Source organism: Aerococcus viridans, from assembly GCF_002083135.2.
GTDB lineage: Bacteria > Bacillota > Bacilli > Lactobacillales > Aerococcaceae > Aerococcus > Aerococcus viridans_C.
In genome coordinates, this window is the sequence record NZ_NBTM02000001.1 from 1,915,154 (window position 1) to 1,941,597 (window position 26,444).

Here is a 26,444-nt window from a genome sequence, read left to right on the forward strand (position 1 = left end):
ACACTATTTGTAAAAGAACCGTTTTACTAGATAATATATTTATATACTTCAATAAGATGTAGATTTTAAGTGGTGTAACTCTTCAAATTTAGTCGGTCTAAAATTTAATCTATTATCTTTCCCAATAGTCACTACTTCAGTTTTTTCTAATGTTCGTGCTACTCTATCCTCAGCTTCATTTTCAACTTTAGGTCTACCGTTTTCAAATACTTTGGATATTCTACTGATAGATCCTATTGATTTTATCCACTCTTTCCATTTATACATATGAGTTCTGTCTTCTATAATTTTTTTTAGAAGCTCAATTTTTAATGTCTCTTTTAAATTCTCATCTCTTATTAGTTTATCAAGAAACTCTTCAGACATTTTATTAGATATTAGCTCACTCCACGCATTTGACTCTAAATTAATTTTAGAAATAATTTCTTCCCATAAATCAAACTCTTTAAAACCCTCTATTATTTTTTGATAATCTGAGGGTAAGAAATAATTTTCTAGTACATGTTTTCTTACTTGATTACCAGCATTATTTATCTTAAAGAGGGAAATTTTCTTATCATATTGATCTATAAGTTTTATACTATCACTATCTTCTAAAACATTCATGTTTAGTACATTCTCAACTACGACTTCAGATAATTCCTCAAAAATGTCACTATCCATAATTAATAATAAAGCTTCTTCAGAAGCAATTTCTTTACTTAAAACCGCAAAGTATTTAACAATTAAATTATCGTCATTTGTATCAAGTAATGTTACTAAATTCTGCTTGTTAAATTTAATTAAGTTATTTGATAAAAGAATCATATATTTCTCTAAGTTTAAATCAGAGTTAATTAATTCAATTTGGCTACTGACCTCTTCAGAAATTGATTTAAATAGATTAATTTCAGTTTCTACACAATTCAAAAGGTCTTTATACATCTCTTGGCTCAAAGAAAATTCTACTTCATAATTATCATTTATAAAGTTTATTATAGGAGAGACCTCTCCACATCTTTCATAGTAATTATTAAGATTATTTTGATTGTAGTTGACCAAATTATTGTTAAACAATTCAATTAACAACTTGTCATCTTCAACATAATTTATGTCACTAATGATAGATCTTTCAATACCTATAAATTTTCTTTTAGTTTCTGTTTCCAAGTCCGAATTTAGAATGCTTTTAAATACTTTTTCTCCAGAAAAAGCATAAACATCACTATTCTTTATTTTTACTATATACTCATTAATTAACTCATCTAAATTTTCCTCTACATATTTTTTTAATTCAAATAATGATTTGCTATCTAAATATTTAAAAAACCTACTTAAAATATCACTTTTTGATTTGTTAGTCGTAATTCCAGATCTATAGATTATATTTATTACATTTTCTAAATTAATAGCAATTAGTCGTTTTTTAATTAAAATTTTAGTGATATTTGAAGATATCTCTAAATCGGAAACATCATTAAATTTAATCTTTATTCTATCTAATCCCTCTAATATTGCTTCTTTATCTTCAAAAAAATCCAACTCCATTATCTTACTATTATTTGCCATATATTTATTAAAATCTGTATTTGATTCAATGTTTTTATACTCACATGCAATTCCTGCAAATTTTAATTTAAGATCAGATGATATAGAACCTGCATTAAAGACCTCATAAAAACTATTAAACCCTATCTTTAATAATATATCTACTAAATTTTTAAGCTTGTCATAATCATAACCATTTATATATTCAATTGCTTCAATATCGTTTGTTGATACAATAACGCTAAAAATATCTATTATTTCTTTTCCTTTTTGTTTTTCAATTAATTCATCCATTAGGTCATAATTTACGATATCTTTCCTTAGGTAGTCTTTTTCTTCAAAATATTCTGTCACAGTTTCAGGGTTATTTAGTTTGAAATCATTTTTAATCTCTTTACCCGACAGTACTCTATTAATAAATGTATTATCATTTTTCCCCAAAGAACCTTTGTGAAAATATCCTTTGTATCTCCAATAATTTTCATCAACTAGTCCTGATAATAATAAGAATCTTATCAAGGAATAATAATGATTATTTATAACTTGTTTATACTCTTCTTTGCTCTCATAAAAATACTTGCTTAATCCTTCTTCATTTAATTCAGAAAGAAGTTCACTTGTTTTAGCAGTATGCCTTCTACCTAGTTCTTCATTTAGTTTATCTATTTCATTATCTAAACTTTTTATCTTAAGATCTAGATTTTCATAATTAATTTGCTCTAATCTCTCTTTCAGACTAGAATCTCTTTTTCCTAACTCTTCTATAAAGGTATTAAATGTATAATTTTTACCAGTACTACCATAATATATAAGTCTACTTGCTTCTTTATTCCGATACCAATTATACATCAACTTTCCAGTTGACTCATTGACATTAAAATTGTAACCTTTTGGAATATTAACAGATAAAAAATCCGAAACTCTAGTTATTAACTGATTTTTTAGCTCCTCGCGTTCTGTTATTTTTTCTTTGAATGATTCTTCATATTTAACGATTAAAGTATCTCTTTTATTTAAAACTTCATATAAATATCCTTTATCGTATTCTAAATCTTCAAATTCCTTTGGGAATACATTTTTTAGTACTATTAAGGCAAAAAGCTCATTAGCGTAAACATCTGTTTCTATACTTTTTGAATAGATTTCGTATTCATTTCTAATAGAATATAAAAGCCTCATATCATCAATATATATTGATATTTGTTCTAATATTTTAGGATTTAATTTTAATTTATCATCTTCAATATCAGAAAAAATTTCTAATACTTTCCCTCGGGAATTATAAGAAGTAACTGCTGGTATGATTGGAATCATCAAATCGAAAAATTTTGTTCGATCTTTTGATTCAAACAAATCATCTCTGATTACATAAATGAATCGTACAATTTCACTAGATTTAGCATTTACGAGACTATTAATTTCTCTAAGTCTAATAAATATAGATATATTTTTAAATCTATCTAAATCCTCAAAAATTATCGTATTCACATCAGATGCAAGAATTAGATACACAATTTCTTGTGCTTCTAAATCCAATACTTCAGCAGCATCATAATCCATCAATTCAGACTCAGCCCCTTTAAAATTAAATCTCGTAAATTTTAAAGATATCCTTCTTGATAGCCATACTGCAGCTATAGATAATGAAATTAATAAAAAGATTAGAATTGATGAGTTAGACCATAAAATGACTTTCTCTACTTGTATTAAATCAGAGTAGAAATAGTCTAGTAAATCCCTATTAAATAGAGAGTATAATCCAATAGCAAACATGCATAAACATGCCGCGAAAAATAATACTTGCCACCATTTTCGCTTATCTTTAACTCTAAACTTGCTCAATGGAATCTTATGAGAAGGTATTTGGTATAATATTTGGTTTATAACTTGACGTTCCGCAATCTTGATTTTATTAGATGAATCACCGTTATTTTCAAAGTCTGCAATTGCAACATTTATAATATTTCCCTTCTTAAACTCAATTTTTTTATTAAAATATGTTTTAAGAAAACTACTTTTACCAGAACCATATATCCCTGTTATCGCTATGTTTTTAACATCTTCTTCTAAATAAGCCTCATCTAATGCTTTTTTTGATATTTTATAAGAAGGATGTTTTGTATCAACAAGCCTTGGGGTTAGTCTATGGAATTTAAAAGCCTCTATTTTTAACATTTCTTCCTCCTTTTCTTACAGTGCTTTTTTTAAAAAACTGGACTTAATCGCCGAAGTCGTCATCGTATTGTTTAACTAAAATTAATTCATAGCTAAATACTTTTTGAAAATACTCCGCATTGCAATTACTCTTGAAATTACTTCATCCATTAACTCATGATAATTTGTCTGATTATCGAAATCTAAATCTTCAATTTTTGTAATGATTCTACTTGCTTTTTTATTATCTAATCTTTGCCAGTCCAATGAAAATAGCAACTGTCTTTCTATCTCATCTCTTTCAGTAAATAATTCATCAAAAACCTCTTTGTTGTCTCTGATATATAATTCTACACCAATATATCCACCTTTATTAACTAGTGTAATACTAATATGTGCTTCGCTTGTACCAATAGAAACATCATACCAATGATCTATGGAAGCTTTTCTAGTATTGAATGGTTTACCTTTCTTAGTAACTACATCATTAAATTTTGTCCAGAAATTTAATCGTTCGGCCTGGGATCGATTCATCTCAATATCAGATTTTATTGACTTAGTACTCTTTATGAAATCATTAGGTTTTTCTATAATTTCAAATTTTGGTGCTGGTAAAGAATTACCTATTCTATATGCGTGAAGTTCAATTAAGAAAAAATTTATCTCCGTTACCATGTTATTATTCAACCATTCAATCGCACTTCTATGTTCTTCTCTAGCATTCTTGACTATCCAAATAATAACTTCTGCATCTAAACCAGAGGCATAGGTAATTATCTTACCTAAGTGATCATGATTTGAGTCCTCTAGTTGATTCTCAATAATAACTTTTGTATCTGTAGGCTCATCAATTGCTACTAAATCACAACGATATGCACCAACATAAGCTTCTTTTTCAATATCTGTGAGAGTTAATCCAACAATATTATTAAGTTCTTCTATATTTTCTGATTTTGAAAGCCAGTTAGAAAAGTCATACTGTTCGTGTTCCCAAAGATCTCTAATATCTACTTCAATTAATTTTCCAATTGTCATTAACATTTTACCTACTTTCATATTTAATCTAATTTTTAAGAAAACCCCATATCCTTCACTGGTGGATATGGGGGTTTAGCTATACAGGATCACTCAAACACTTCATCTAATTTTTCTTCTAATGTTCCATCTTCTGCATATGGATAAGCATCTAATTCTACAAAGTTCTTTTGGTTAATGCCTTCGGTCAATTCACTAAAGATAAAACTCGTCGCAATTCTGTAAATAATTTCTGTGGGAGCTAATCCATACACTTGGTTCTCTAGTATATGTTTTAGACGGTCATACTCATTAGGGTATTCTGACTTGATTACTTCACTGTTATACAACCTTTTAACAACTTCTGTGATGTATAAACCTGACTTCATATACAAATCAATAAAGGTCTTAGAGGAATCATCGTAAATACCTGGATTTTCATCTTCTAATTGTTGTACCATCTTTTGAACTACCCATTTAGGCGTATAAATTTGATTGGTATTTTGAGGTGGAATATAGTCATAAATATTCTCTTCGGTCTCTTCAAAGTAATTTGATAACTCAGATTTCTTGCGTAAAAATTCAAGTAGAGATTCATTAAATACTACTTCGTTAAACAAGTTACCATTAAATTGTTGTTCTTCACCTTCATCATCAACATACGTACCACCATCTCGTAAGAAAATAAACTCTTCTAATGTAACACCTGTAACATCATAAAATACTTCATCACTGACGTACTCATCAAAGTTCATTAAGTTTAAATCTTCATCGCCATAAGCCATAATGAAACTAGGTATCGCTCTAGAAAATCCACGTAAATTAGATCGAATATCATCTTCAACAGTATTCTTTTTCTTTTCTTCTTGTTTTACTTCATGTTCTTCAATGATTTCTGTAGTCGTTTCTAAAACTATTTCCTCTATTTTAGCTTTCAAATCACTATAGGTTTCTTCAATAAAGGTTTTGTTTTCTTCCTCAACTTTTTCAGGGTCTTCTAATGCACCGTCATCTTCTAATTGTGCTTTACGGTCTGCTTGACGTACTTTTAACTCTGCTTCGAATGTTTCGGTTGCTTTATCGATCTTTTCTTTAGCAGCACGTTCCTTTTGCTTCCGTTGGTTAATAGTCAGCCCATACTCCGTGCGCATTTTATCAAAGCTTGGCTCTAATTCTTTGCTTAGGGCATCACTTAACTTTTCTCGAACTTGAATATTGGTTGTAAGACCTATGTCTGTAGGTTGAACAATCTCCTCGATTTCTTGTCTCTCGTAAATCTTGTCACCAAAAAGTCTGTCTCTTTTCTCTTCGACAACTTCATCTTCTACAAATGCATTTCCTTCTTCATCTACGTTTAAATCTTTTACATCTTTCGAATCTACTTTATCTTTATCTGTCGTTAATTTACCCTGCTCTGTTTTTTCAAACTTATTGATAATATCTAAGGCCTTTTTAGATCGGAAAATACCAGCAATATTATTAAATAATAGGTTACTCATGAATCCACGACGAACAACCTCTCTTGATTTTATTCTTTTTGGTAAAGTCAGGACTTGTTTTGCATCTAACTCAGTCATCTGACCGTCAGTATCTTCACCAATGACTGGAAAGAAATTTAGCAAACGCTTTATATTCTCTTCACGTTCCTCCATTGTTCCACTTCCGCCGGAGGTTGAACTATTTAAATTATTCGCAAATTCATCAATAATATCCAAAGTTCTCTCAGGTGCAAAATCAAAAATGTAAGCATTTTGCTTTCGATAAGTTACTGGATTACCTTCAGCATCTCTATCCGACCATTTATGAGGATTTTGGGCACGAAATCCAGCTTGCATATAGAGTGCCGGTGACTTCACGTTGCTTAACATCAGAACACCAGACCACTCAGGGACGGTTACACCTGTTGTCAATTGGCCAACTGTTAGAGTAATCGTTTTGTCATTATTAGCGATTGCATTTTTTACACGTTCTAATGCACTATTTCGACCGTCAACATTCTCTTCATCAACTTCTATCTCTTCTCCGTTAATCTGTTCGAGTCTTCCATCTCCAGCTACAGAAACAACTTCATAGTTTTCAAATACGGGGTGATTTCGTAAAATATTAGCAAGGGCTTTGGCACTGTCAACTCTATTCAACAACCATAAAGTATGCTTTAATTCATTTCTTAATTCTGGAGTAGAAAATGGATATTTTTGATTACTTGTTAAAGAATCTAGCCAATTTAAGATATCTGCTTCATAAATTAAATTACCCTTATCATCAGTAGCAAAAAATTCATTCAGATCAAAAGCATAATCCACATTCGTCTCTTCATCTAAATCTGCGCCTTGTTTAATTTGTTCAACAATCATGTTCGACATTTGATATGTATACATATTTAAAGTAGGTAATTCTTCATATGGATTATGTTCATCAGTTTCGCTTTCATCCCAGTTCGCTTTAGCTTCTTGTTCATCCATATAAGACCAGTTAAATATTTGATTGGGTTCAAATTTGTCACTAGCAATTTGTTTAAATGGTGTTCCTGAAAGATGCAATATGTAGTCCGTTTGAATTCTATCTAAAGCAAACTCAGTTTTATTTGTATCTACAGCCTCATGAGCTTCATCAATGACTACTAAATCCCAAGGTAACTGTTTAACCCAACGCAACTTCGGAATATTTCCTCCAAAAAATTCAGAACCTTTCAAATCTTGTAAACTTACAAAGGCAATTTGAGCTGGATTATCAGAGTCTATCACTTTGTCCAAATAATCTTCGCGACTTAATATATCCCTATTTGAAATCGCAGGACTATCACTTACAAAATAGTAAGTATGTTCTTTATCATACTTAATAAATTTCTCGTAATCATCCACCCATGAATTTCCGACTGCTGGTCTATTTGTTAATATTAAAACATTTGAAAATTCCATTTCTTTAATCAAATCGTAAGTAGTTAAAGTTTTTCCAAATCTTGGTTTAGCATTCCACAAAAACTCCCCTGACTCACGACTTTTGAAATATCCAGCAGTCATTTCAACAGCTTCTCTTTGTTCTTGTCTTAAAACGTAACTCTCAGATTGTATAGAATCTTCTAACTCATGAATGTCTTCTTTTAACATAAATGCAGAAAACATTCTCTTTGATTTACTTACATCATTCTCAAAATCAAACCACTCAGTACCGCTCTCTCTAGGAATACCTTTACGAACCAAGTAAGCATGGAAATCATGATCATTGAAATAATAACCATCATTAAACCGTGCGACATAGTCCCACAATTTTTCAGGAGTTATACCTGCCGTATGGGTTTGTTCACGAATACGTCTATCCACGTCTCTCTCTGTGTAACCAATTTTAAACCAGCCCTGTTTCTCCAGGTTGCTTGGTGTTCGATAGGCATATATTTTTGGAATAATACGTGTCTTGGTATTAATATTCGGTGTTTGCATATTATTCCATCTCCTTAACAATGGTCTCAATGTAATTAATATCATCATTATCAAGATTATACTTTTTGTACAACTGACTATCTATATCAGAAATAGATCCCATCCAATCAATATCTGAATCTGATTGAAAGTTTTGAAGTGGTACATAGCTCCAAACATCTTTACGAGCATTATCAGGGGTAGCTTTTTTAACGCTTAACATTACTCTAGCAAATTTACTTTTAATATATTTATTTAATGCTATAGCTTCATTTTCTGTGTCAAAATTCCCGAGAGTAATAAAGGTTTGAGTAGGTATCATATGTGGTTCGGCCACAAAGGGTTCACTTAATGCCTCTCCGATAGCTCCTGTACCATTTGATTTAGCAACAAAGACTTTCCATTTTCCAATTGTTGGATGATCTTGAATATATTTTCTACGTATCCATTTAACTTTTCTTTTATGGTTTTGGCGACCAAGTATTCCAATAAAGTCCTTTAAATTCTTTGGATGTTCATCCAGAAATATATCAGAAAGTTTATCAAAAATATTTGATGTAATTGATAAGCGTTCAGATTTTTTAACCTTATTTTTCATCTCCGGGAAATCTTTATAAACCATATCTGACAGTCTATAGCTACTACGATTATGATGAATTAAGTTGATAGATTTCTCCATTATTGATGATACTTTGCTAGTAATTTTCTCCAATTCTTTGCTGCGAATAAATACTTCAATGTGGCCAAATTCTTTCTCATTATCATAATATGTTATTGCCACTCCACCCTTTATATCAGTGTTTTTGAAAATATTCCCACTGTATTGATCAAAATATAAAACTTTTAAATGTGGATTATTCAGCATTTCTTGATTCCAACTGCTTTTAGTTTGTCCGGCATCGGATAAAAATCTTGCTGGAGTAATTAAGAGAGCTTTATTTGAAATTTTATATGCTTCGTCCATAAAGTAAGGATAAATTGGAACATCTCTATTATTTCCTTCAGTTGTCATTTGGTAAGGAGGATTCCCTATTACAACATCAAACTTCATTTCTGTGTCATTCCTTTCCGAGAGCAATTTGAATTCGATTGTCTTGTCTACTCCCCACAACTTAATATTAGCTAGTTTAGGTGTGATATATTCTTCAGTTTCTATCTCTTCAAATAGATTAAGTTGAGTCCCACTTTCTTCAAGGCCCCCAACCGAATATGGTACTTCATATGTTAAGCCGTCCATTTGAAATACATTCAGACTTATTATTTTAGTAATTTCTAATAGTATTTTCTCTTTTGGGAAAGCTCCGAACATATAAAAATAATTATCGATAAATGTTAAGATTAAATTTTCTCTAGCTAGTAGAAGTGAGTCTCCTTGATATTCATAACCATAACTGGCTTTATAGATTTCAACAGCTAGCTTCAGCCATTCTTCTTCTAATTCTATTTTTTTATTCAATTTTTTAAATTTTATATCTATGAATCCTGATCGGTCTTTTAAAGGTATTACTTCGCCTGTTTCCATATCATAGCGGTTTACCATATATGGAGCTTCTCCACATGTAATTTCTAGCCATTTAGTTTGAATAAAATCAGCTAAAGGTAATTTTTCCATATCCTTAAGTGCAGCATTTACTTGTAATTTAATTACCCATGAGGGTGTGAACACTTCTGCTTTATTACGTTGACGTTCAAGTTGGAGATCTATATCTTTATCTACTCTTGGTCGAATGAAACCTTCGTACCAACCAGTAATTAGATTGATTTTAATCTCTTGATCATCTCGGAATGAATATCCATGATTAATATAGCTATCTGTTCCCCACTTTATATTCTTACCAGTGGTATGATCCTTAAGCAGTAAACTTAATAGTGATTCATTTTCTCTTATATTAGTTGAATCACTTAAATCTGATAGCGACAAGCTATTATCTTCTCTCAAGAAGCCACCTCCTTAGCTTTTTGGTTAGTTATTATATTTTCTACTACTGTTAAACGATTTTTACCGCATTGTTGCTTAAGTATCGTAGTAAAATCATCGTTTTTTATTATTTTACGTTGGTTATTTTTATAAATTATGATTATATTTTCTTCTAACTCTTCATCTGTTAGATTATCTACCCAATATTCATCAACTATTTCATTAATAATAGCTGCAACTTCCCGTTGGGTACGGTAAAATTTCTTTATTTTCACAGAATCACCTCTGTCATATTTAATTCTTACTTTTACTATACTTTAGATACGTTTAGTAATCCCTGAATAATTCATACCTCTAATTTCAGAGGCCAGTTTATTATGTTTCTGTTATATTTTGCAGTTTTTCTATTATATACATTGAGATATTTCAATTTTTTGATTCTATTCGTTGATTACTCGAGAAATTCCAGGATAACTTGAATTTTGGGCGCACTTCTCCCTGGGCATTGTTCATTTTTTTAAAAATGAATATTTATTAAATATACTGTCGAATCCCTTGGATTCGCCTGAATGTATTATAAAACTCGGCCTGATAAACGTGCGAACTTGAGAGCTTCAAATACATTTGTCTAGCTGTACGGACGATTTTTCCTGCTACTTTGAATAACCGAAGTCGGATGGTATTCACTTGGAGCCCTTTCCAATTAGAATCAAAACAGCTTGTACGTAAGAAATTCACCAAATTATAAGCCAGTAGACTAATCATCATACGGGATTCGTTTGCTAGAAATCCTGGACTATCAGTTTTATCGAAAAAGAAACCGTTCTTGGCTTCTTTAATGTAATTTTCCATGGTGCCGCGTTTATTGTAAGTTTCAAACACGCTTTTCGCTGAAATGTTTTCAGAAAGATTGGTCACAATAAAGGCATGGCTAAAAAGTAATTCACCGACTTCTCGTGTCGAACGAATGCAAACACGACGAGGCTTTGTCCATGAAGAAGCTTGATAGGAAACTGAGTGATAGTAAACTTCTTTTTCATCCCAAGGATGATTATTATCATAGAACACAAATTCTTCTGCCAAGCGGTATAAGTTTCGATTGGCTTTGAGTCGAATGACGTAGTAATTGTCATGTATATCGCATAGATCGTAGACAGCCGGCGTTGCAAATCCACTATCTCCACGTACTAGGATATCAGTCGTTGGAACCGTTTGGTTATAGTGTTCTAACAGTGGTTTAAGAAATGCTTTAACCCCATTGGAAGTATATTGATTACCTGAACGGAGTTTAGCTTTTAAGAAGTCACCGGTCAGCCCATCAAATGCGACTAATGGATGATAGCCATTCGTTCCATAATGAGCGTTGTAAGCTGTTTGTTCTTGGTTACCGAAGGTATCCGAATGCGTAGAATCCAAGTCGATAATCATGTTTGTATCATTACGCACTAGACGGGCTTTGTCGATTAATGTTTGATTGAGCTCCTGAAGTGTGAGGATTGTATCTTGTCCCACTCGATTAAAAAATCGTGAGATAGACGACTGAGAAGCTAATGGCTCGTCACTTGAAAGAGTCTGTAAAACTGGGTCATGTTGCAGAATATTTGTCGCAGAATCTGTATCATAACCTGCTATAATCTGCAGAATTAATTGCTTCAACAGTTTATGATTTGTATGTGTCCAATATTTTCGATCGTCTTGAAAGGTAACTATTTTTTCAGCGAGTTGAGTAAATTGGAAAACATCCATCATTTCATCTATAAGAACTAAGCCAGAATCACTGGATAAACGACCACCTGTATGAGAGACATGTAAATCATTATTGAATTTTGCAGCAGTTTCTTGTAAAGTAACCATTGAGAGAACTCCTTTCTATTGGTTGTTTGTCGTGAATTAACCATATCAGAAAGGGGTTCTTTTTTCATCACCTAATGGGTGATGGACAAGATGGAAGTCAAGCTTACGTAGCAGTAGGCGACGTTGTTTACGATGTTACAGATGCAGAAGGATGGGAAGACGGTGTCCACGAAGGTGGAATCGAAGCTGGAAATGTTTATGCTGAAGAAGACTTCGAAGAATCTCCACATGGTACAGAAGTATTAGATAACGTACCTATTGTAGGTACAGTGGATCGTGGAGAATAACAAATAAAATATTGTTAGAACTGGGACAAAAATTTTCAGTTTCTGAATAAACAAAGAGGCGTTCAAAATCTAAATGATTTTGTGACGCCTCTTTTATTTTATCGATTCATTGGAACCTCGTAAGAACAAACTAAAGTAGCTGTTGTCTCAGCCACTTTTTCAGTTTCTTGTCTAATCGTTATACTCGGTGATTTGTCTACTTTTCTATTTCAAAATCTTTATTGCTCATGACTAAACATTTGTTTAGCTATTTGATCGTACTCTTCTAAACCAGATGTCATCGCAAATTCTGCAATTGTAATCCCTTGTGTAGAAAGAAGCTCCATAATATGCTGTCTCATCTTCGGCCATGTATAACCGCCCGCTTTATTATAAGCCTCAATTAACTCTTCCAGTTGATTTTCACTGAATAACATGTAAAATGCTGTGAAATCATTGGATACATCGGCAACTTTTGCTTCAGTCCAGTCAATTATTCCATTAATTTTAAACTGTTCATCAACCAGTGTATGTCCAGGGAACAGGTCCCCATGAATAAAGCCTGTTTCTTTTGGCCACATTTCTTCATCATCAATCCACTTCTGCCATCTTTCCCACAAAGACTTATTCACTTTATATCGATTATTTACTGTATCCATCCGTTCTTTCATGGATGTTTGAAGTTCTGCTGCAGACTGAACAGGAAGTCCTGCTGCTTTGGCTTTTTCTTTAGAAGCGCCATGTAAAGTAGCAAGCGCCTTTCCTAAGCTTTGAATATAATTCTCTGGAACCTTTTTAATATCGAAGACCCAATCCTGTTCTTGTGTTTCTATATCCGTAGTGACTGCTGGTTTTCCCTCTAATTTCTTGTAGGCAATCAATTCTTCTGTAAAAATTTCCCAATTTGGAACTTGAAAATCACTATCCAACTCATTTACAAGATCAAGAATACTTTTTTCAATTTGTACTTTTTCAAATACATCTTTTCTTCTAGGAATACGAAGTACCCATTCTGTACCATTTTCATCTGTTCCAAATACAACTTGGAAGTCTAATCCCATATTAATAAATTCTAGTGACGTTTCATCGATTTGTAAATGATGATGTCTAGCTAATTTCAAAACATTATTTTCCATATCCATTCACTCCTATTCAGATTTTTTCCTTTTAACACCAGACGCTTAAAAATAGCCCCTCATTCAAAATAAGGGCATCATGAGCTTAGTACTCAACCAAGTTTAATCGTTGATCTCTTATCTCCCATATCTGTTCGGCCACTCGTTCCATAAAATATTTATCGTGTGAGGTAAACAGAATCGTACCTTTGTAACTTTTCATCAATAACTCCAAGGCTTCAATTGTTTGTACGTCAATAAAATTCGTCGGTTCATCTAAGATAAGGACATTACTTGGATCTGTAAATAACTTCGCAATGACTAACCGAGTAACTTCTCCACCACTCAAATCGACCACTGATTTCTTTACAACTTCTGTTTGATCAAAACCTAAGTTATTTAAAATGCTTCGAATAACCGGTTCCTCCAAATGTGAATCTTGTTTTAAATACTCTATCATTGTTTTGTCTTGTGATAGTTGGTAAGCCTTTTGTTTGTAAACGGAAAAGACGATTTTATTCGATAAGGTAATACCTTCCCCATCATTTACAATATACTCTAACAACGTTGATTTCCCAGACCCATTTGGACCAGTTATACCAATTCGTTTTCCTAATGGCAGTTGAAAACTCGCTTCGTCAAATAATACCTTAGAGCCCCTTTGAATCGTAACTTTGTGTCCCATAATCGGGAAGTCATTATGCATCTCTAAATTTTTAGGTTGTGGAAAGTTGATGACTTTTTCTTCCGCAACATTTTGAACCTCATCCAGTTGTTCTGCTCTTTTTTGTATGGCTTTCGCAGCTTTATGGGCTGCTTTTTGAACCGTATCTTTTTGTTTGGAAGAAGCCAGTCGATCAGGTTTTACAGCTTTGTTTTTCTGTTTAGTACTTACGCTGGCCATTTTTTCAGCCTGCGCTTGTTTCTCTTTCGCCGCCTGTTCTAAATGTTGTTTTTCTTTTGTGAATTTTTCAAACGCATTTTGTTGTTCAATTAATTCTTGTTTTTTTAATGCTTGATAAGCAGAATAGTTACCTGGATAAACGGTCACTTTCCCGTTATTCACTTCCCAAATTGTGTCCACGACTTGATCTAAAAAGTAACGATCATGGCTAACTACAATCAGCGTACCATAATAGTATTTTAACTGATCCACTAGAAATTGAATGCCATCGGTATCTAAATGTGTAGTAGGCTCATCCATTAATAAGCCAAATTGGTACGTCGAAAAGTACTCTGCGAGGCGCAGCCGTGTTTGTTGCCCGCCACTGTAATTTTCAACTTCATGTTCTGGGAGATCTAAGCGCGATAAATACTCGGGGTCAATCTTCTCATAATCCGGCTTCATTCCTTCTTGAATTTGTTCATAATATTCAAAATAAATCGTACGATGAACTGTACCAATATCAGGTTTTAACTTTCCACAAATAAGATTAAGCAAAGCACTCTTACCTTCTCCATTTCCACCAACGATTCCTATTTTTTCATTTTCGTAGACCTTCAATTCATCAATCGCTAAAATATCTCGACTCATAAAACTTTTTTCAACATTCTTTAATTCTAATACTAATTTATTCATGCTTTCTCACTCCTGTATATTTTATACCTGTTATAGCAACTTCATTTAGGCAATAAAAAATACAGGTCAAAGTCTTATCGGCTTTAATCTGCATAAATGATCTTATTATGAGCGTATGAAAAGACAGTTACCCCTCTATGGGTCAAACAACTGTACGTTTAATGAAAAGCCCAATACAGAAAACTTAAGCATGACAAAAAGGCCAATCTAATCGATAAGATTGATCTGCTTCTTATTGCCATCCTTAACGTAATCTCATTGAGTTAATCATTTTTTCAACGCTCCTCTGTTGTAATGTATTCATAATATATCACAACTGTTTTCGTTTCTCAAGAAATTCTTAAGAAAAAGTCTATTTCTACACCATTAAATATTATTCTTCGTCTTTATTTTTTTATTGTTTTTCTTTCTTTTCTACTTCTTTTTTATTGGCCCCTTCAAATGCAGCGCCTATGGTAATTCCAATCGCCACAAATGCCATATTATCTAATGCAATACCTAGAGCGACGCCCAAGGTTATACCGATTGCCATTCCAGCACCTGTATATTTATAGCCTTTCTTTTTGTCTTTATCTTTTTTGTCATCATAAAGCTCTTTAGAAAGTCTGTTATGTTTGTATCCAGTCTATAATATCTATTGGTTGTTTGAAAATATAATCTGCTGAGTCAAATTTTTCTGTTGTTTTTGCACCCCATAATGCAAGTCCGAATTTGATTCCTGCTGCTTTCGCACTTTGCATATCGTAGATTGAATCACCTATATATATTGTTTTGCTTGGTGGAGCATTTAGCCGCTCCATGCATGACAGCAACGGTTCAGGGTGTGGTTTGTGTTTCGTTGTATCATCCGCAGTAATCATCTCTTCAAAATACGAACTAAGCCCTAACGGATCAAAGGTATCAACCATTCCCTGTTTAGTTTTAGATGTAACAATGCCTAATTTGATTTTTCTTTTTCCTAAATGGTCAATGACAGTTTCTAAATCTGGAAATAATGTTGCATCCTTTGAATACTCTGTTTCCAATTGAGCCCATTTTGAATGAACGCGATCAACCTCTGGGATATTCAAGCGATTCAAAGTCTCTTTGCCCGGAATACCTAAAGCAAAGCGTAAATTCCCTAGTTTATACTGCCGTCCTTCTTCTTTTAGAGTTTGTTGCAGAGAATTTAAGACTGCTTTTTCCGTGTCTAAAATAGTTCCATCCACATCGAAAATGATATAGTTTTACATCTCAAGCCCCTTGTCTATTCTTTATTTTTAACAGTAAACATCTTTTTGGAGTCGCTGCATCGTATGCCATGTAGACATTTTGTTTATAGTATTTCGGTTAAGTTTAATAGTCCGACCTGAATAATTCATACCTCTAATTTCAGAGGCCAGTTTATTATGTTTCTGTTATATTTTGCAGTTTTTCTATTATATACATTGAGATATTTCAATTTTTTGATTCTATTCGTTGATTACTCGAGAAATTCCAGGATAACTTGAATTTTGGGCGCACTTCTCCCTGGGCATTGTTCATTTTTTTAAAAATGAATATTTATTAAATATACTGTCGAATCCCTTGGATTCGCCTGAATGTATTATAAAACTCGGCCTGATAAACGTGCGAACTTGAGAGCTTCAAATACATTTGTCTAGCTGTACGGACGATTTTTCCTGCTACTTTGAATAACCGAAGTCGGATGGTATTCACTTGGAGCCCTTTCCAATTAGAATCAAAACAGCTTGTACGTAAGAAATTCACCAAATTATAAGCCAGTAGACTAATCATCATACGGGATTCGTTTGCTAGAAATCCTGGACTATCAGTTTTATCGAAAAAGAAACCGTTCTTGGCTTCTTTAATGTAATTTTCCATGGTGCCGCGTTTATTGTAAGTTTCAAACACGCTTTTCGCTGAAATGTTTTCAGAAAGATTGGTCACAATAAAGGCATGGCTAAAAAGTAATTCACCGACTTCTCGTGTCGAACGAATGCAAACACGACGAGGCTTTGTCCATGAAGAAGCTTGATAGGAAACTGAGTGATAGTAAACTTCTTTTTCATCCCAAGGATGATTATTATCATAGAACACAAATTCTTCTGCCAAGCGGTATAAGTTTCGATTGGCTTTGAGTCGAATGACGTAGTAATTGTCATGTATATCGCATAGATTGTAGACAGCCGGCGTTGCAAATCCACTATCTCCACGTACTAGGATATCAGTCGTTGGAACCGTTTGGTTATAGTGTTCTAACAGTGGTTTAAGAAATGCTTTAACCCCATTGGAAGTATATTGATTACCTGAACGGAGTTTAGCTTTTAAGAAGTCACCGGTCAGCCCATCAAATGCGACTAATGGATGATAGCCATTCGTTCCATAATGAGCGTTGTAAGCTGTTTGTTCTTGGTTACCGAAGGTATCCGAATGCGTAGAATCCAAGTCGATAATCATGTTTGTATCATTACGCACTAGACGGGCTTTGTCGATTAATGTTTGATTGAGCTCCTGAAGTGTGAGGATTGTATCTTGTCCCACTCGATTAAAAAATCGTGAGATAGACGACTGAGAAGCTAATGGCTCGTCACTTGAAAGAGTCTGTAAAACTGGGTCATGTTGCAGAATATTTGTCGCAGAATCTGTATCATAACCTGCTATAATCTGCAGAATTAATTGCTTCAACAGTTTATGATTTGTATGTGTCCAATATTTTCGATCGTCTTGAAAGGTAACTATTTTTTCAGCGAGTTGAGTAAATTGGAAAACATCCATCATTTCATCTATAAGAACTAAGCCAAAATCACTGGATAAACGACCACCTGTATGAGAGACATGTAAATCATTATTGAATTTTGCAGCAGTTTCTTGTAAAGTAACCATTGAGAGAACTCCTTTCTATTGGTTGTTTGTCGTGAATTAACCATATCAGAAAGGGGTTCTTTTTTCATCACCTAATGGGTGATGGACAAGACGGAGTTAAAGTTTGTTAAATCAACATTAGTTAGCGTTAAAAGAAAAACTATGAATTATTCAGGAGTAATCTATTAATTTTTAAGAATGTAAAAAAAGCTTTAAAGAAGACAGTGTCTTTCTTCAAAGCTTTTTAGCTTTACATCTTGATGTGACAGTCATTTAGAGCAGAGTTTAAAGCGATAGACATATCAATGTCCGTTAAAACATCTGTAAATCGTTGTCTAATACACCAGTCATTATGAGTGATAAATCACCATAAAATTAACAAAACTTATTGTGGGTTTTGGATATAAGTTATGTTATTGTGATAACTACTATGAAATGATTTGTAGTATTCGTTTTTAGACTTTGTTATTAAATCTATTTGACTCACCAGGAGTTTCTAATCTCATTTTACTAGCAATATCAAATTTCTCATTAAGATACGCATAACCACTCCACTGACTCCATATTTGCATTCTATCTGATGTTCTAAAGCTTTTTTCTCCAATTAAGGTCCAAAACACTCTGTATTTCTGCTCTTCTAAGAATTTATGAAGATAAGTTTCTTTTATAATCAATCCATAATCTTCATCTATTAATTTTGTATCAAATGCCACTAGCTCATCTTCTACATAGAAAAATCCATCAATCGTTTTTTGCTCTAACTTTAAAATATTTATAATTTCTGAATTCGGTATTTTAAAAGAAATTGAACTCTCCTCAAGTGTACCATCGTATTGAGACTCATATAAAAAATCATTACTAGCTGGCAAGACATAATAACCAATTTCCTTTACCGGACGTTTTACTTTTTTATATTTTACTTCTTCATTATTCTCGATACCTAAAATAAAATCTTCCAAATTTGATGAACTATAATCCCGTACTTCTTCTTCATAGTACTCTCCTGTCTCAATCTCTATAGCAGACCATTCATTTTTTAATACATTATTTTTTAATGCAGAACTCCAATAATATTCTCTATTAAAAAATTCATATGAACGGCTACCCTCAGGATAGTTTCTTCCATAGAAGTTCCTAGTCTCTATATCTTCCAAACACCTTTCATAATCTTCTTCTTTAACAAAATATGCCTGGATAATGTTATAAATTTCTTGTCGCTTTCCATCGTATTTTCGTAATATATTTTCATTTTTTTCAATTTCTTTTATGTGGTTTAAAATTATCCAATTATTTCCTCGAGAATCTTTTATTTTAATTTCATTTTCAATATCATCAAATAGTGTGGAAGTCTTATTTACCCAGTCTATTATATCTGTTTCTTCTCGATCAAAATCGTCTAAAAATTCTTTCGAATATAACTCGTCTTTAGGGTTGAATTCGATTAGACTTTTATCAGGTTTAAATCTATTATTGAGTGTTGGATCAAAATCTCTAACATATGGACTCCATGGACCGCTGTAATCTTCTGAAATATCGTAATCGTTTTCTACTAAATAATTGTCGGCTACCTTAGCTAAAAGATTATATAAAGCAATCCATTGATATTTTTTACCAATGCGTTCAACTTTCCGTGTATCATGTCTTTCAGTATAATAATTATTAATGTCGTGTGGAAATAGCCTGCCATCAAAACCTATAACATTAAAAATGTAATCCATAGCATAATAATAGCCATTTTCATTATCGAAGTTTTTAAATTGATTTAGTGCTGAATCAAACACGTATCTTCCAAAATCTCCATAAATTCCTGGGCCACTATTCTCAGTATTCATAGAAGAGATAATTGCATCTATAGAAGAATCATTTTTTCCGAAAGAATCATACTCCACTCTTTCCATTTCAGGAATATCAGAAGAATTATAAGGCGGTCTGATTTTTTCTCTTGAAAAGTCCAACTCTTCGGGATATTCATATAAATATAGCTCTATAATCAATCGTGCATAATCCCTTAATAAGATATCTGGGTACACTTCATCTGCCTGAAAGATTGTTTTATATACGTAATTTACTAACTCTTTATAAGTTTCAGGAGTTCTGTCCTTCGTACGCACTAATACTCCAAAAACTACACCATATAATCTATGAACTACATATGGGTCGTTAGTATTTTCAAACTTTTTTAGTAGGTCTAAACATAATTGATAATTATCCTTAAGAATTACAATCATAGCCTTTGAGCAACGATCTCTTAACTTTCTATTACTAGATGTCAAAGTCCAGCTAAACAATATAAGCATTAGTCTAATTTGCTCATTTTTTAGAGAGTGTGTATTAACTTTCGCAGACTCAAAAGAAGAAATAATCTGACCTAGACTAGAATCACTACTTATGCCATTTATAAAATTTGTCCATAGTGAGTCTCGAGTAACCATAGACATTTGAGAAAGATGGCTATCTAAAAAATATGCATTTGTTGAATTTTTTAGCTTAATACTGTTATCTATAAGCATATTATAGAAAGTATCGATTGAAACTTCGTAGTTATTAAGTATCTTCCTTAATATTTCAACACTCGTATTTATATTTTTTCTGATAGTAAAAGATTCTATGAAACGATCTGCTAAATTGTTAGCCAAATGTATATCTTCTTCGTAAATAAAATCTAATACAGGTATAATTATCTCTCTTCCGTAACTTTCATATCCCATTTCTGAAGTAAACAATAAGGGATCTACCATGGAATAGTTAAGATTATCATCATCAATTAATACATCTAAAATATTATATTCAAGTTCATCTAAGTTAGTGCTCTTTTTGAATATTTCACTTCCAAGTAAATAATCTCGTATTAAGTTATAAGAGAATGTGTAGTATATTTCGTCGGAATTTTCAAATTTATTTATTAATCCATTTCTTACTAGTGAGCCAATATAATCATGCTTTTTAAATACTAATCCGTTGTTTTCCCAAAATGGTATCGAAAAAGTTTCTTCTTTAGAAACAGTCCATCCATTTCCTGCTAGCATTTTAGATACAAATTGAGTAAGAAATTCTTTTAATAAATTAAAGTCTTCATCAAATTCAATCTCTTCTCTAGATGATTGATCAATTTTTTCTAGCGTTTTATTAAATATCTCTTGAATGTCCATATCATATCCTGCAAAGTTTTCACAAAATAATGTTAAAAATAAAGGATTCGACATCTGTTCATTAAAATACAATGTTGGCGAGAAGGTTATATTGTAATAGTCTAGAAAAATATTTATCTGTTCATAATCAAATCTATCAAGTCCTTCATGGTTGAGTACAGATATTTTTTCTTTTGATATTAATTCTTCTGCATAATCTGATATTAATTTCTCTTCGAATCCATGTCTAAATGAAAAAGCAAATTTTACATAATTATAATTATCTAAAATTTGAGAGATTTCTTCAATAGTATTCTTCCAAATAATGTTGTCATTAGTTTCATTTATTCCATCAATAAAAACAACAATCGGCTTATTTATTAATTTTCCAAGAGCATCTAAACTATCTAATAAGTTATTTATATCTATATTAGGTATATTAAGTAGGTCGATTAATTGATTCTTAACAGGGTTATTTTTTATGAATGAATACCCTGGTAGTAAAATTGTTGGCCTGTTTTCATAAATTAAATTATTAGCGGAGATGGCGAAAGTATGTGATTTGCCAACTCCTGCTTTCCCTTTTAACAATAGAATTTTATTATCTATTAGTTTCTCTTCAAAATTTGAAAGCAATAAATTATCTAGTAAGCTCTTTATTTTTTCTAAGTCCTGCCTCTTAGAAAGCAATTTATCCCTTTCATCGTTTTCAAGTTCTGCAGAATATATTTTATCATTTAGTTCATTTAAAGAATTTCCAAGTCGTAAAAAAGCATCTGCATATTTATTTTTAATATATTCATTTAGTTTGTAATAATCATTTGTATTTTCTATCTCACCTGACTTAAGAATGTCTTCGGCAATGTTATCTAATAATTCTCGCCCCCTTTGTTTATAATAGGATTTAATTTCCTTCAGATAATTTGAAACACGAGTAGGCAATAATTCGTCGGATAATTCACTTTGACAAAATAAGCCAATAGATTTTTCTATATCAGTAGTTGCATTAAATTTCTTATTATAGCGATACGATAGCGAATTCAAATTCAATTGTACTTGTTGTTGAAACCATTCAATATCGAACTTATGTTGATTAAAAAATAATGCACTAGCATGTTTTGATGTCGCTGCTTGCTCTAGCAATTCTGTGTTGGTTATTGCAATACACTCTATAGATGCTTCTTCTAAAATCTTAACGCACTCTAAATAACTTGAATTATTAGTACTTACATCTTCATTACTAAAAAGATATACTCTATCCAGTTTACCTTCGTAATTAGCTCTAATGATTTGAAAACTTTTTTTAATTTGAGAATAGTCTATTCCTTTTGAAAAATATTTAGCCTGAAAACTTATTATTAATCCATCTTTTCCAGTAACTGGGTCAACTTCAATTCCTTTATGGTTTGGATTAGATCGCAAAATAGTACCTTCTACACAATAGTTTTCTTTGAACAACAGTCTGCTTAAACTCTCAAAAGAGCTTGTTTTATGGTTATTATTCACGTTAAAATGATCCCAAGTAATCATTTATTTTCTCCCTTCTTTAGAAATACAATTAAATTAATTATAGCATTCTTAAGCATTAACGTATAAAAGAGAAAACCCCAATAGCTTTCGCTATTGAGGCTCTTGTGAAAATCTATTTCACTGAGTCATGTTATAAAGCAAAACAGATACATATATAACAATAAAATCTACTTCCGTAGCAATTGTTATAGATTATTTTATAAAGGGTTTTGAACTAAAAATTATCTACCCATAAATTTATTGCCTAAATTACTACTGTTAAAGATACAGAATCAAAAACCATTACCATTTTCCGAGTGGTAATGGTTAGTAATGGTTAGTAATGGTTTATAGCAGTTGTAAGCAAAGTTCAGATATTAAAAAAGGCTCCCTACCAGCCTTTACAACTGTTAGGAAGCCTTTGTTGAATAATATGGAGGTGAGGGGATTTGAACCCCTGTCCAAACACTCCGATTATACAACTTTTACCACTATAGTTCATTCTCGGATTCGCGCACTAATGGTGAATAAACAAACCAATTAGATTGCTAGTCTGATTAATCTCTTTTCCTTACTCCAGACGGAAGCTTAGAACGTAACCTACTATAATAGGACTCGGAACTAGCGCATAGGTGACGCTAGGCGAATCTTAGCTCACTGTTTTTACGCAGCGAAAGCTAAAGTGTTTGTTTCTTGTTTGTCAGTTAATTTTAAACTGGTAACGTTGTTGCGAAGCCGTAACCTCCGAGCAGTAGTTGTACACCGGGCCATGCCTGTCGAATCCAATAACACCCCCGTGAATGTATCCTTTATTATATCATATATTTCAGTCTTTGGTCAACATTGGTGCATGACCTAGCTTAGCCTACATTCTCATGCTTTCAATGGTTTATAAGTGTTTAAATTTGTACTCAATATCATATATGGTAAAATATATATATACTTTAAATAATTAAATGAAAGAGGTTGATCTTATGTCAAACGAAAACAATGGAACTTTCGATAAAATTAAAGGTGCAGTAAATGAAACAGTTGGTAAAGTAACTGGTGATAAAGAGCAAGAAGGCAAAGGTAAAGGCCAACAAGCTCGTGGCGAAGTTGAAGAAAAAGTCAACGAAGCTAAAGATAGATTTAGCGATGCAAAAGATGATGCTCAAGGTCGTCTAGATGGCTTTACTAAAAAAGACGAAGAATAATTCCTAAAAAGAATAAAGAAAAACCGCTTGTCATAAGCGGTTTTTTTATTTGAAACTTTTTCTATTTTTCTTTAGTAGCTCTACCCCATTGAATGTGACGGACTAGCATTAGAATCATAAAGGCAATCCCGAAATAACCAGCAACGTTATAAACAATGTTTAATAAAGAACCAAATGAAATCATTGAACCGATAATCAAACCAATAAGGCCGATAATTAATGTAAGAACCTTATGCTTTTTAGTACCATCATCTGAGAAATTAGATACTGAATTCCAAAGTAAGGTCACAGCAGTAGTGAAGATCCCAATCATGATAATAATAACAAAGAAATATGCCAGATAAGGATGAACTTCATTAGCTAAGGATAAGGTAGGTACAGCTGATGTACCAACTAAATTGAAGGATGCCATGAAACCAAAGTAGGAAACAAGGATTGCGACACTAAAGAAGGCCCCACCAATTAGACCCGAATATGCGGCGTCTTTGCGGCTGTTAGCTTCTCCCCCAGTTTGGCTAAGAAAACCTGCGAATAAGATAAGGTTATACCCTACATAATTAAGACCTGACACAAACCAATTTCCTGAAGATGTTTGAATTTCTCCATTCGCCAAGGCGCTTTCGATAGAATTGGCTACATTTGGTAATTCATTAAAGTGAGCGATTAAACCATATATACCTAACAACATGGCAACGATAGCAATCATAGGCCCTAAATTCCCTAAGATATTGGTTAAGGCTTCTAATCCAAGCATTACAACACCTGCAACCACTACAAACATCAGTATTGAGCCAACAATGATAGGTGTATCAAATTGCTGGTTTAGTGTCGCACCGGCTCCCGCGATCATTACCGTATAAGTTAAGAAAATAACTACTATAGAAAGATATTCATAGAATTTACCAATCATTTTATTTGAATATAATTCAAAAATATCATTGGTATTTTCTAATTTATCTTGGTGCCGATATCCAGTTGTAAATAAGGTATACCCCATAAAAGCAAAGCCTAAAAACATAACAAAAATTGAAAGAAGCCCCATCCAACCTTTTGAAACAAAGTATTGGATAAGCTCCTGTCCTGTTGCAAAACCAGATCCAATGAGTGATGCCATCATTGCACCACCCACAACCATGATCGTTTGCCACCTACTACTATTTTTATCCACTTGTAAGTATTCCTTTCTTTTTGTTAAGTTTTTTTAAAAAAATACACAATATAGTATATCATAATTTATAATTTTGCAGGTAAAATAAAGCTTGTTGTATCCCATTCTCTTCGGCTTTTATCTATAATATAGAATTTATCGATAATAAAAAATGGCGAGCGCAGACAAGGTAAATTTCCTGGTTCTATAATAAATAGTGTTGGTGAGATTCAATTGAGTCTCATCGGCACTATTTTTGTGTACGCAAAAAGAAGGACATGATATCCTTATTTCAAGTAAACCTCGACGAATACTGAAAGAAGGAAAATCCATGTCCCATATAACTATTATAAAACAACTTTGCGGAATTCTCGACAATAATATTCAAATTGGTGTACCAGAGGGAATGACTATGCTTCCAACTGAAAAGTATCAAGATGTGAATTATATAGTCGTTGAAGGCATCTTAACCTTCAAGCCTAAGGCTTGTATCCAATGTGGTGTAAAGAATACAGGAAGCCATGATCTGATTAAACATGGGTTTAAGCCTACAATTATAAGATTACCTAATTCAGTTTCAAATCCGATATTGCTAAAACTAAAGAAGCAACGATTTTATTGTAAACATTGCGCGCAAACCTTTATTGCTGAAACACCTTTAGTACAGAAATACTGCTGTATCTCAAACTCAATAAAAAGTCAGATAAGTTCAGAATTAGTTGAAACACAATCCATGCGATTAATCGCTAAACGATATCACGTGTCGTCTCCAACAGTCGCTAGGATTCTACTGAAAGCTGGTAAAGGACTATCACCAAAAGGAAACTATCTGCCTAGTAACCTTGGTATAGATGAGTTTAAATCTACTAATCGAGTAGCCAATGCGATGAGTGCTGTCCTTGTGGACACCCATAATAGAAGGTTGATTGATATTATTGTTGATCGGAAACAAGCTTCTCTAATCGATTACTTTGCTTCCTTTACTTGGGCTGCTAGAAGTAGTGTGAAAACTGTTTCTATCGATTTGTATACACCCTATCTTGAAGTAATACGTACTAGTTTTCCTAATGCTAAGATTGTAATTGATCGATTCCATATCGTGAAGTTACTAAATGAGACAATTAATTCTGTTCGTATTAAAGCTATGAATATCGTGAAAAATAGCCGACCATCTGACTACAGAAAACTTAAAAAACAATGGAAGTTGTTGCTAAAAAATGCTGAAGACTTAAATTTCACTGATACATATTATGTTCGCCAATTTGGTGAAGAAATTTCGGAACAGCGCATTGTTGATTTCCTATTGAATATTTCGCCGGATTTATTAGTAACATATACTCTAATGAATGAGCTTAAGTACGCAATTTCTACGCATAACATTGAGCTATTTGATGAAATATTGAAGAGCACAAGGAAAATAACCTTGCCTCGACGTGCGAGAAGAACTATCAGAACTTTACAGAAGTTTTTACCATATATCCATAATTCATTAACTTATACCGTCTCAAACGGACCTACCGAAGGTATTAATAATAAGATTAAATTAATTAAGCGTACTGGTTTCGGATATGCTAATTTCTTTAATTTACGCGCTAGAATACTAGTCCAATTCAAACTAAAATACAAACCTTCAAACCCAGCACCATCCACTTATGAAGCAATGGCAAGCTAAGGCCTGCCAAACTATTACTATTTTCGTAGACCTTGTTGCTACAACATAATAATCTTCTTGCCTAAGGGCAAAAAAAAGCCATACACATAATCGTGTATAGCTTTT

General features: G+C 32.5%; 16 protein-coding genes and 1 other RNA gene. 3 read left to right on the forward strand and 14 right to left on the reverse strand.

The annotated features are described in order from the left end of the window. Positions 1 to 48 precede the first annotated feature (48 nt). The 6 genes from A6J77_RS08905 to A6J77_RS08930 all read right to left on the reverse strand — a co-directional run bounded on the left by A6J77_RS08905 (position 49) and on the right by A6J77_RS08930 (position 11,883). A complete protein-coding gene (locus A6J77_RS08905; protein ID WP_083070105.1) occupies positions 49 to 3,702 on the reverse strand; it encodes a hypothetical protein in 3,654 nt (1,217 codons plus the stop codon). A gap of 81 nt (positions 3,703 to 3,783) precedes the next feature. Continuing rightward, the gene (locus A6J77_RS08910) at positions 3,784 to 4,716 is read right to left on the reverse strand and encodes a DUF4268 domain-containing protein (RefSeq protein ID WP_083070107.1); all 933 of its coding nucleotides are present in this window, start codon (positions 4,714 to 4,716) and stop codon (positions 3,784 to 3,786) included. An 89-nt stretch (positions 4,717 to 4,805) separates the two neighbouring features. Next, positions 4,806 to 8,132, reverse strand: coding sequence for a DEAD/DEAH box helicase family protein (locus tag A6J77_RS08915; protein ID WP_083070108.1), 3,327 nt, complete (start codon positions 8,130 to 8,132; stop codon positions 4,806 to 4,808). 1 nt (position 8,133) lies between these two features. Beyond that, positions 8,134 to 10,050 carry an Eco57I restriction-modification methylase domain-containing protein gene (locus A6J77_RS08920; protein WP_083070110.1) on the reverse strand — a complete coding sequence of 639 codons (1,917 nt, stop codon included), beginning with the start codon at positions 10,048 to 10,050 and terminating at the stop codon, positions 8,134 to 8,136. Next, on the reverse strand, positions 10,047 to 10,304 hold the full coding sequence (locus A6J77_RS08925) for a TIGR04540 family protein (RefSeq protein WP_083070112.1): 258 nt from the start codon (positions 10,302 to 10,304) through the stop codon (positions 10,047 to 10,049). Before A6J77_RS08925 ends, A6J77_RS08920 begins: the two co-directional genes overlap by 4 nt. A 259-nt stretch (positions 10,305 to 10,563) precedes the next feature. Next, on the reverse strand, positions 10,564 to 11,883 hold the full coding sequence (locus A6J77_RS08930; RefSeq protein ID WP_083070125.1) for an IS1380 family transposase: 1,320 nt from the start codon (positions 11,881 to 11,883) through the stop codon (positions 10,564 to 10,566). A gap of 74 nt (positions 11,884 to 11,957) precedes the next feature. On the opposite strand from A6J77_RS08930, the gene A6J77_RS08935 reads away from it, so the two are divergent. Beyond that, positions 11,958 to 12,170 (forward strand): hypothetical protein, encoded by a 213-nt coding sequence (locus tag A6J77_RS08935; RefSeq protein ID WP_048729520.1) that lies wholly within the window; start codon positions 11,958 to 11,960, stop codon positions 12,168 to 12,170. Positions 12,171 to 12,388: 218 nt separating this feature from the next. On the opposite strand, the gene A6J77_RS08940 is transcribed toward A6J77_RS08935, so the two are convergent. From A6J77_RS08940 to ssrA, 7 genes are all read right to left on the reverse strand, one after another. Next, complete coding sequence (locus A6J77_RS08940; RefSeq protein ID WP_227645172.1) at positions 12,389 to 13,285, reverse strand: macrolide 2'-phosphotransferase; 897 nt, start codon at positions 13,283 to 13,285, stop codon at positions 12,389 to 12,391. 85 nt (positions 13,286 to 13,370) lie between these two features. After that, entirely contained in the window at positions 13,371 to 14,843 is a 1,473-nt protein-coding gene (gene abc-f / locus A6J77_RS08945; RefSeq protein ID WP_083070135.1) for a ribosomal protection-like ABC-F family protein, read from the reverse strand. 394 nt (positions 14,844 to 15,237) lie between these two features. Then, entirely contained in the window at positions 15,238 to 15,375 is a 138-nt protein-coding gene (locus tag A6J77_RS09380) for a hypothetical protein (protein WP_193756659.1), read from the reverse strand. Between the two features lie 76 nt (positions 15,376 to 15,451). After that, positions 15,452 to 16,051 carry an HAD family hydrolase gene (locus A6J77_RS08950; RefSeq protein WP_227645173.1) on the reverse strand — a complete coding sequence of 200 codons (600 nt, stop codon included), beginning with the start codon at positions 16,049 to 16,051 and terminating at the stop codon, positions 15,452 to 15,454. 337 nt (positions 16,052 to 16,388) lie between these two features. Further along, complete coding sequence (locus tag A6J77_RS08955) at positions 16,389 to 17,708, reverse strand: IS1380 family transposase (RefSeq protein WP_059349306.1); 1,320 nt, start codon at positions 17,706 to 17,708, stop codon at positions 16,389 to 16,391. A 434-nt stretch (positions 17,709 to 18,142) separates the two neighbouring features. After that, entirely contained in the window at positions 18,143 to 22,345 is a 4,203-nt protein-coding gene (locus A6J77_RS08960) for a hypothetical protein (protein WP_083070137.1), read from the reverse strand. A 410-nt stretch (positions 22,346 to 22,755) separates the two neighbouring features. Continuing rightward, positions 22,756 to 23,120, reverse strand: a transfer-messenger RNA (tmRNA) gene (gene ssrA, locus A6J77_RS08965). A gap of 178 nt (positions 23,121 to 23,298) precedes the next feature. On the opposite strand from ssrA, the gene A6J77_RS08970 reads away from it, so the two are divergent. Next, on the forward strand, positions 23,299 to 23,520 hold the full coding sequence (locus tag A6J77_RS08970; RefSeq protein WP_059135182.1) for a CsbD family protein: 222 nt from the start codon (positions 23,299 to 23,301) through the stop codon (positions 23,518 to 23,520). Positions 23,521 to 23,581: 61 nt separating this feature from the next. On the opposite strand, the gene A6J77_RS08975 is transcribed toward A6J77_RS08970, so the two are convergent. Further along, a complete protein-coding gene (locus tag A6J77_RS08975) occupies positions 23,582 to 24,688 on the reverse strand; it encodes a hypothetical protein (protein WP_127885818.1) in 1,107 nt (368 codons plus the stop codon). A 310-nt stretch (positions 24,689 to 24,998) separates the two neighbouring features. Between A6J77_RS08975 and A6J77_RS08980 the strand changes: the two genes are divergently transcribed. Then, positions 24,999 to 26,339, forward strand: coding sequence for an ISL3 family transposase (locus A6J77_RS08980; protein WP_083070141.1), 1,341 nt, complete (start codon positions 24,999 to 25,001; stop codon positions 26,337 to 26,339). The last annotated feature ends 105 nt before the right edge of the window (positions 26,340 to 26,444 follow it).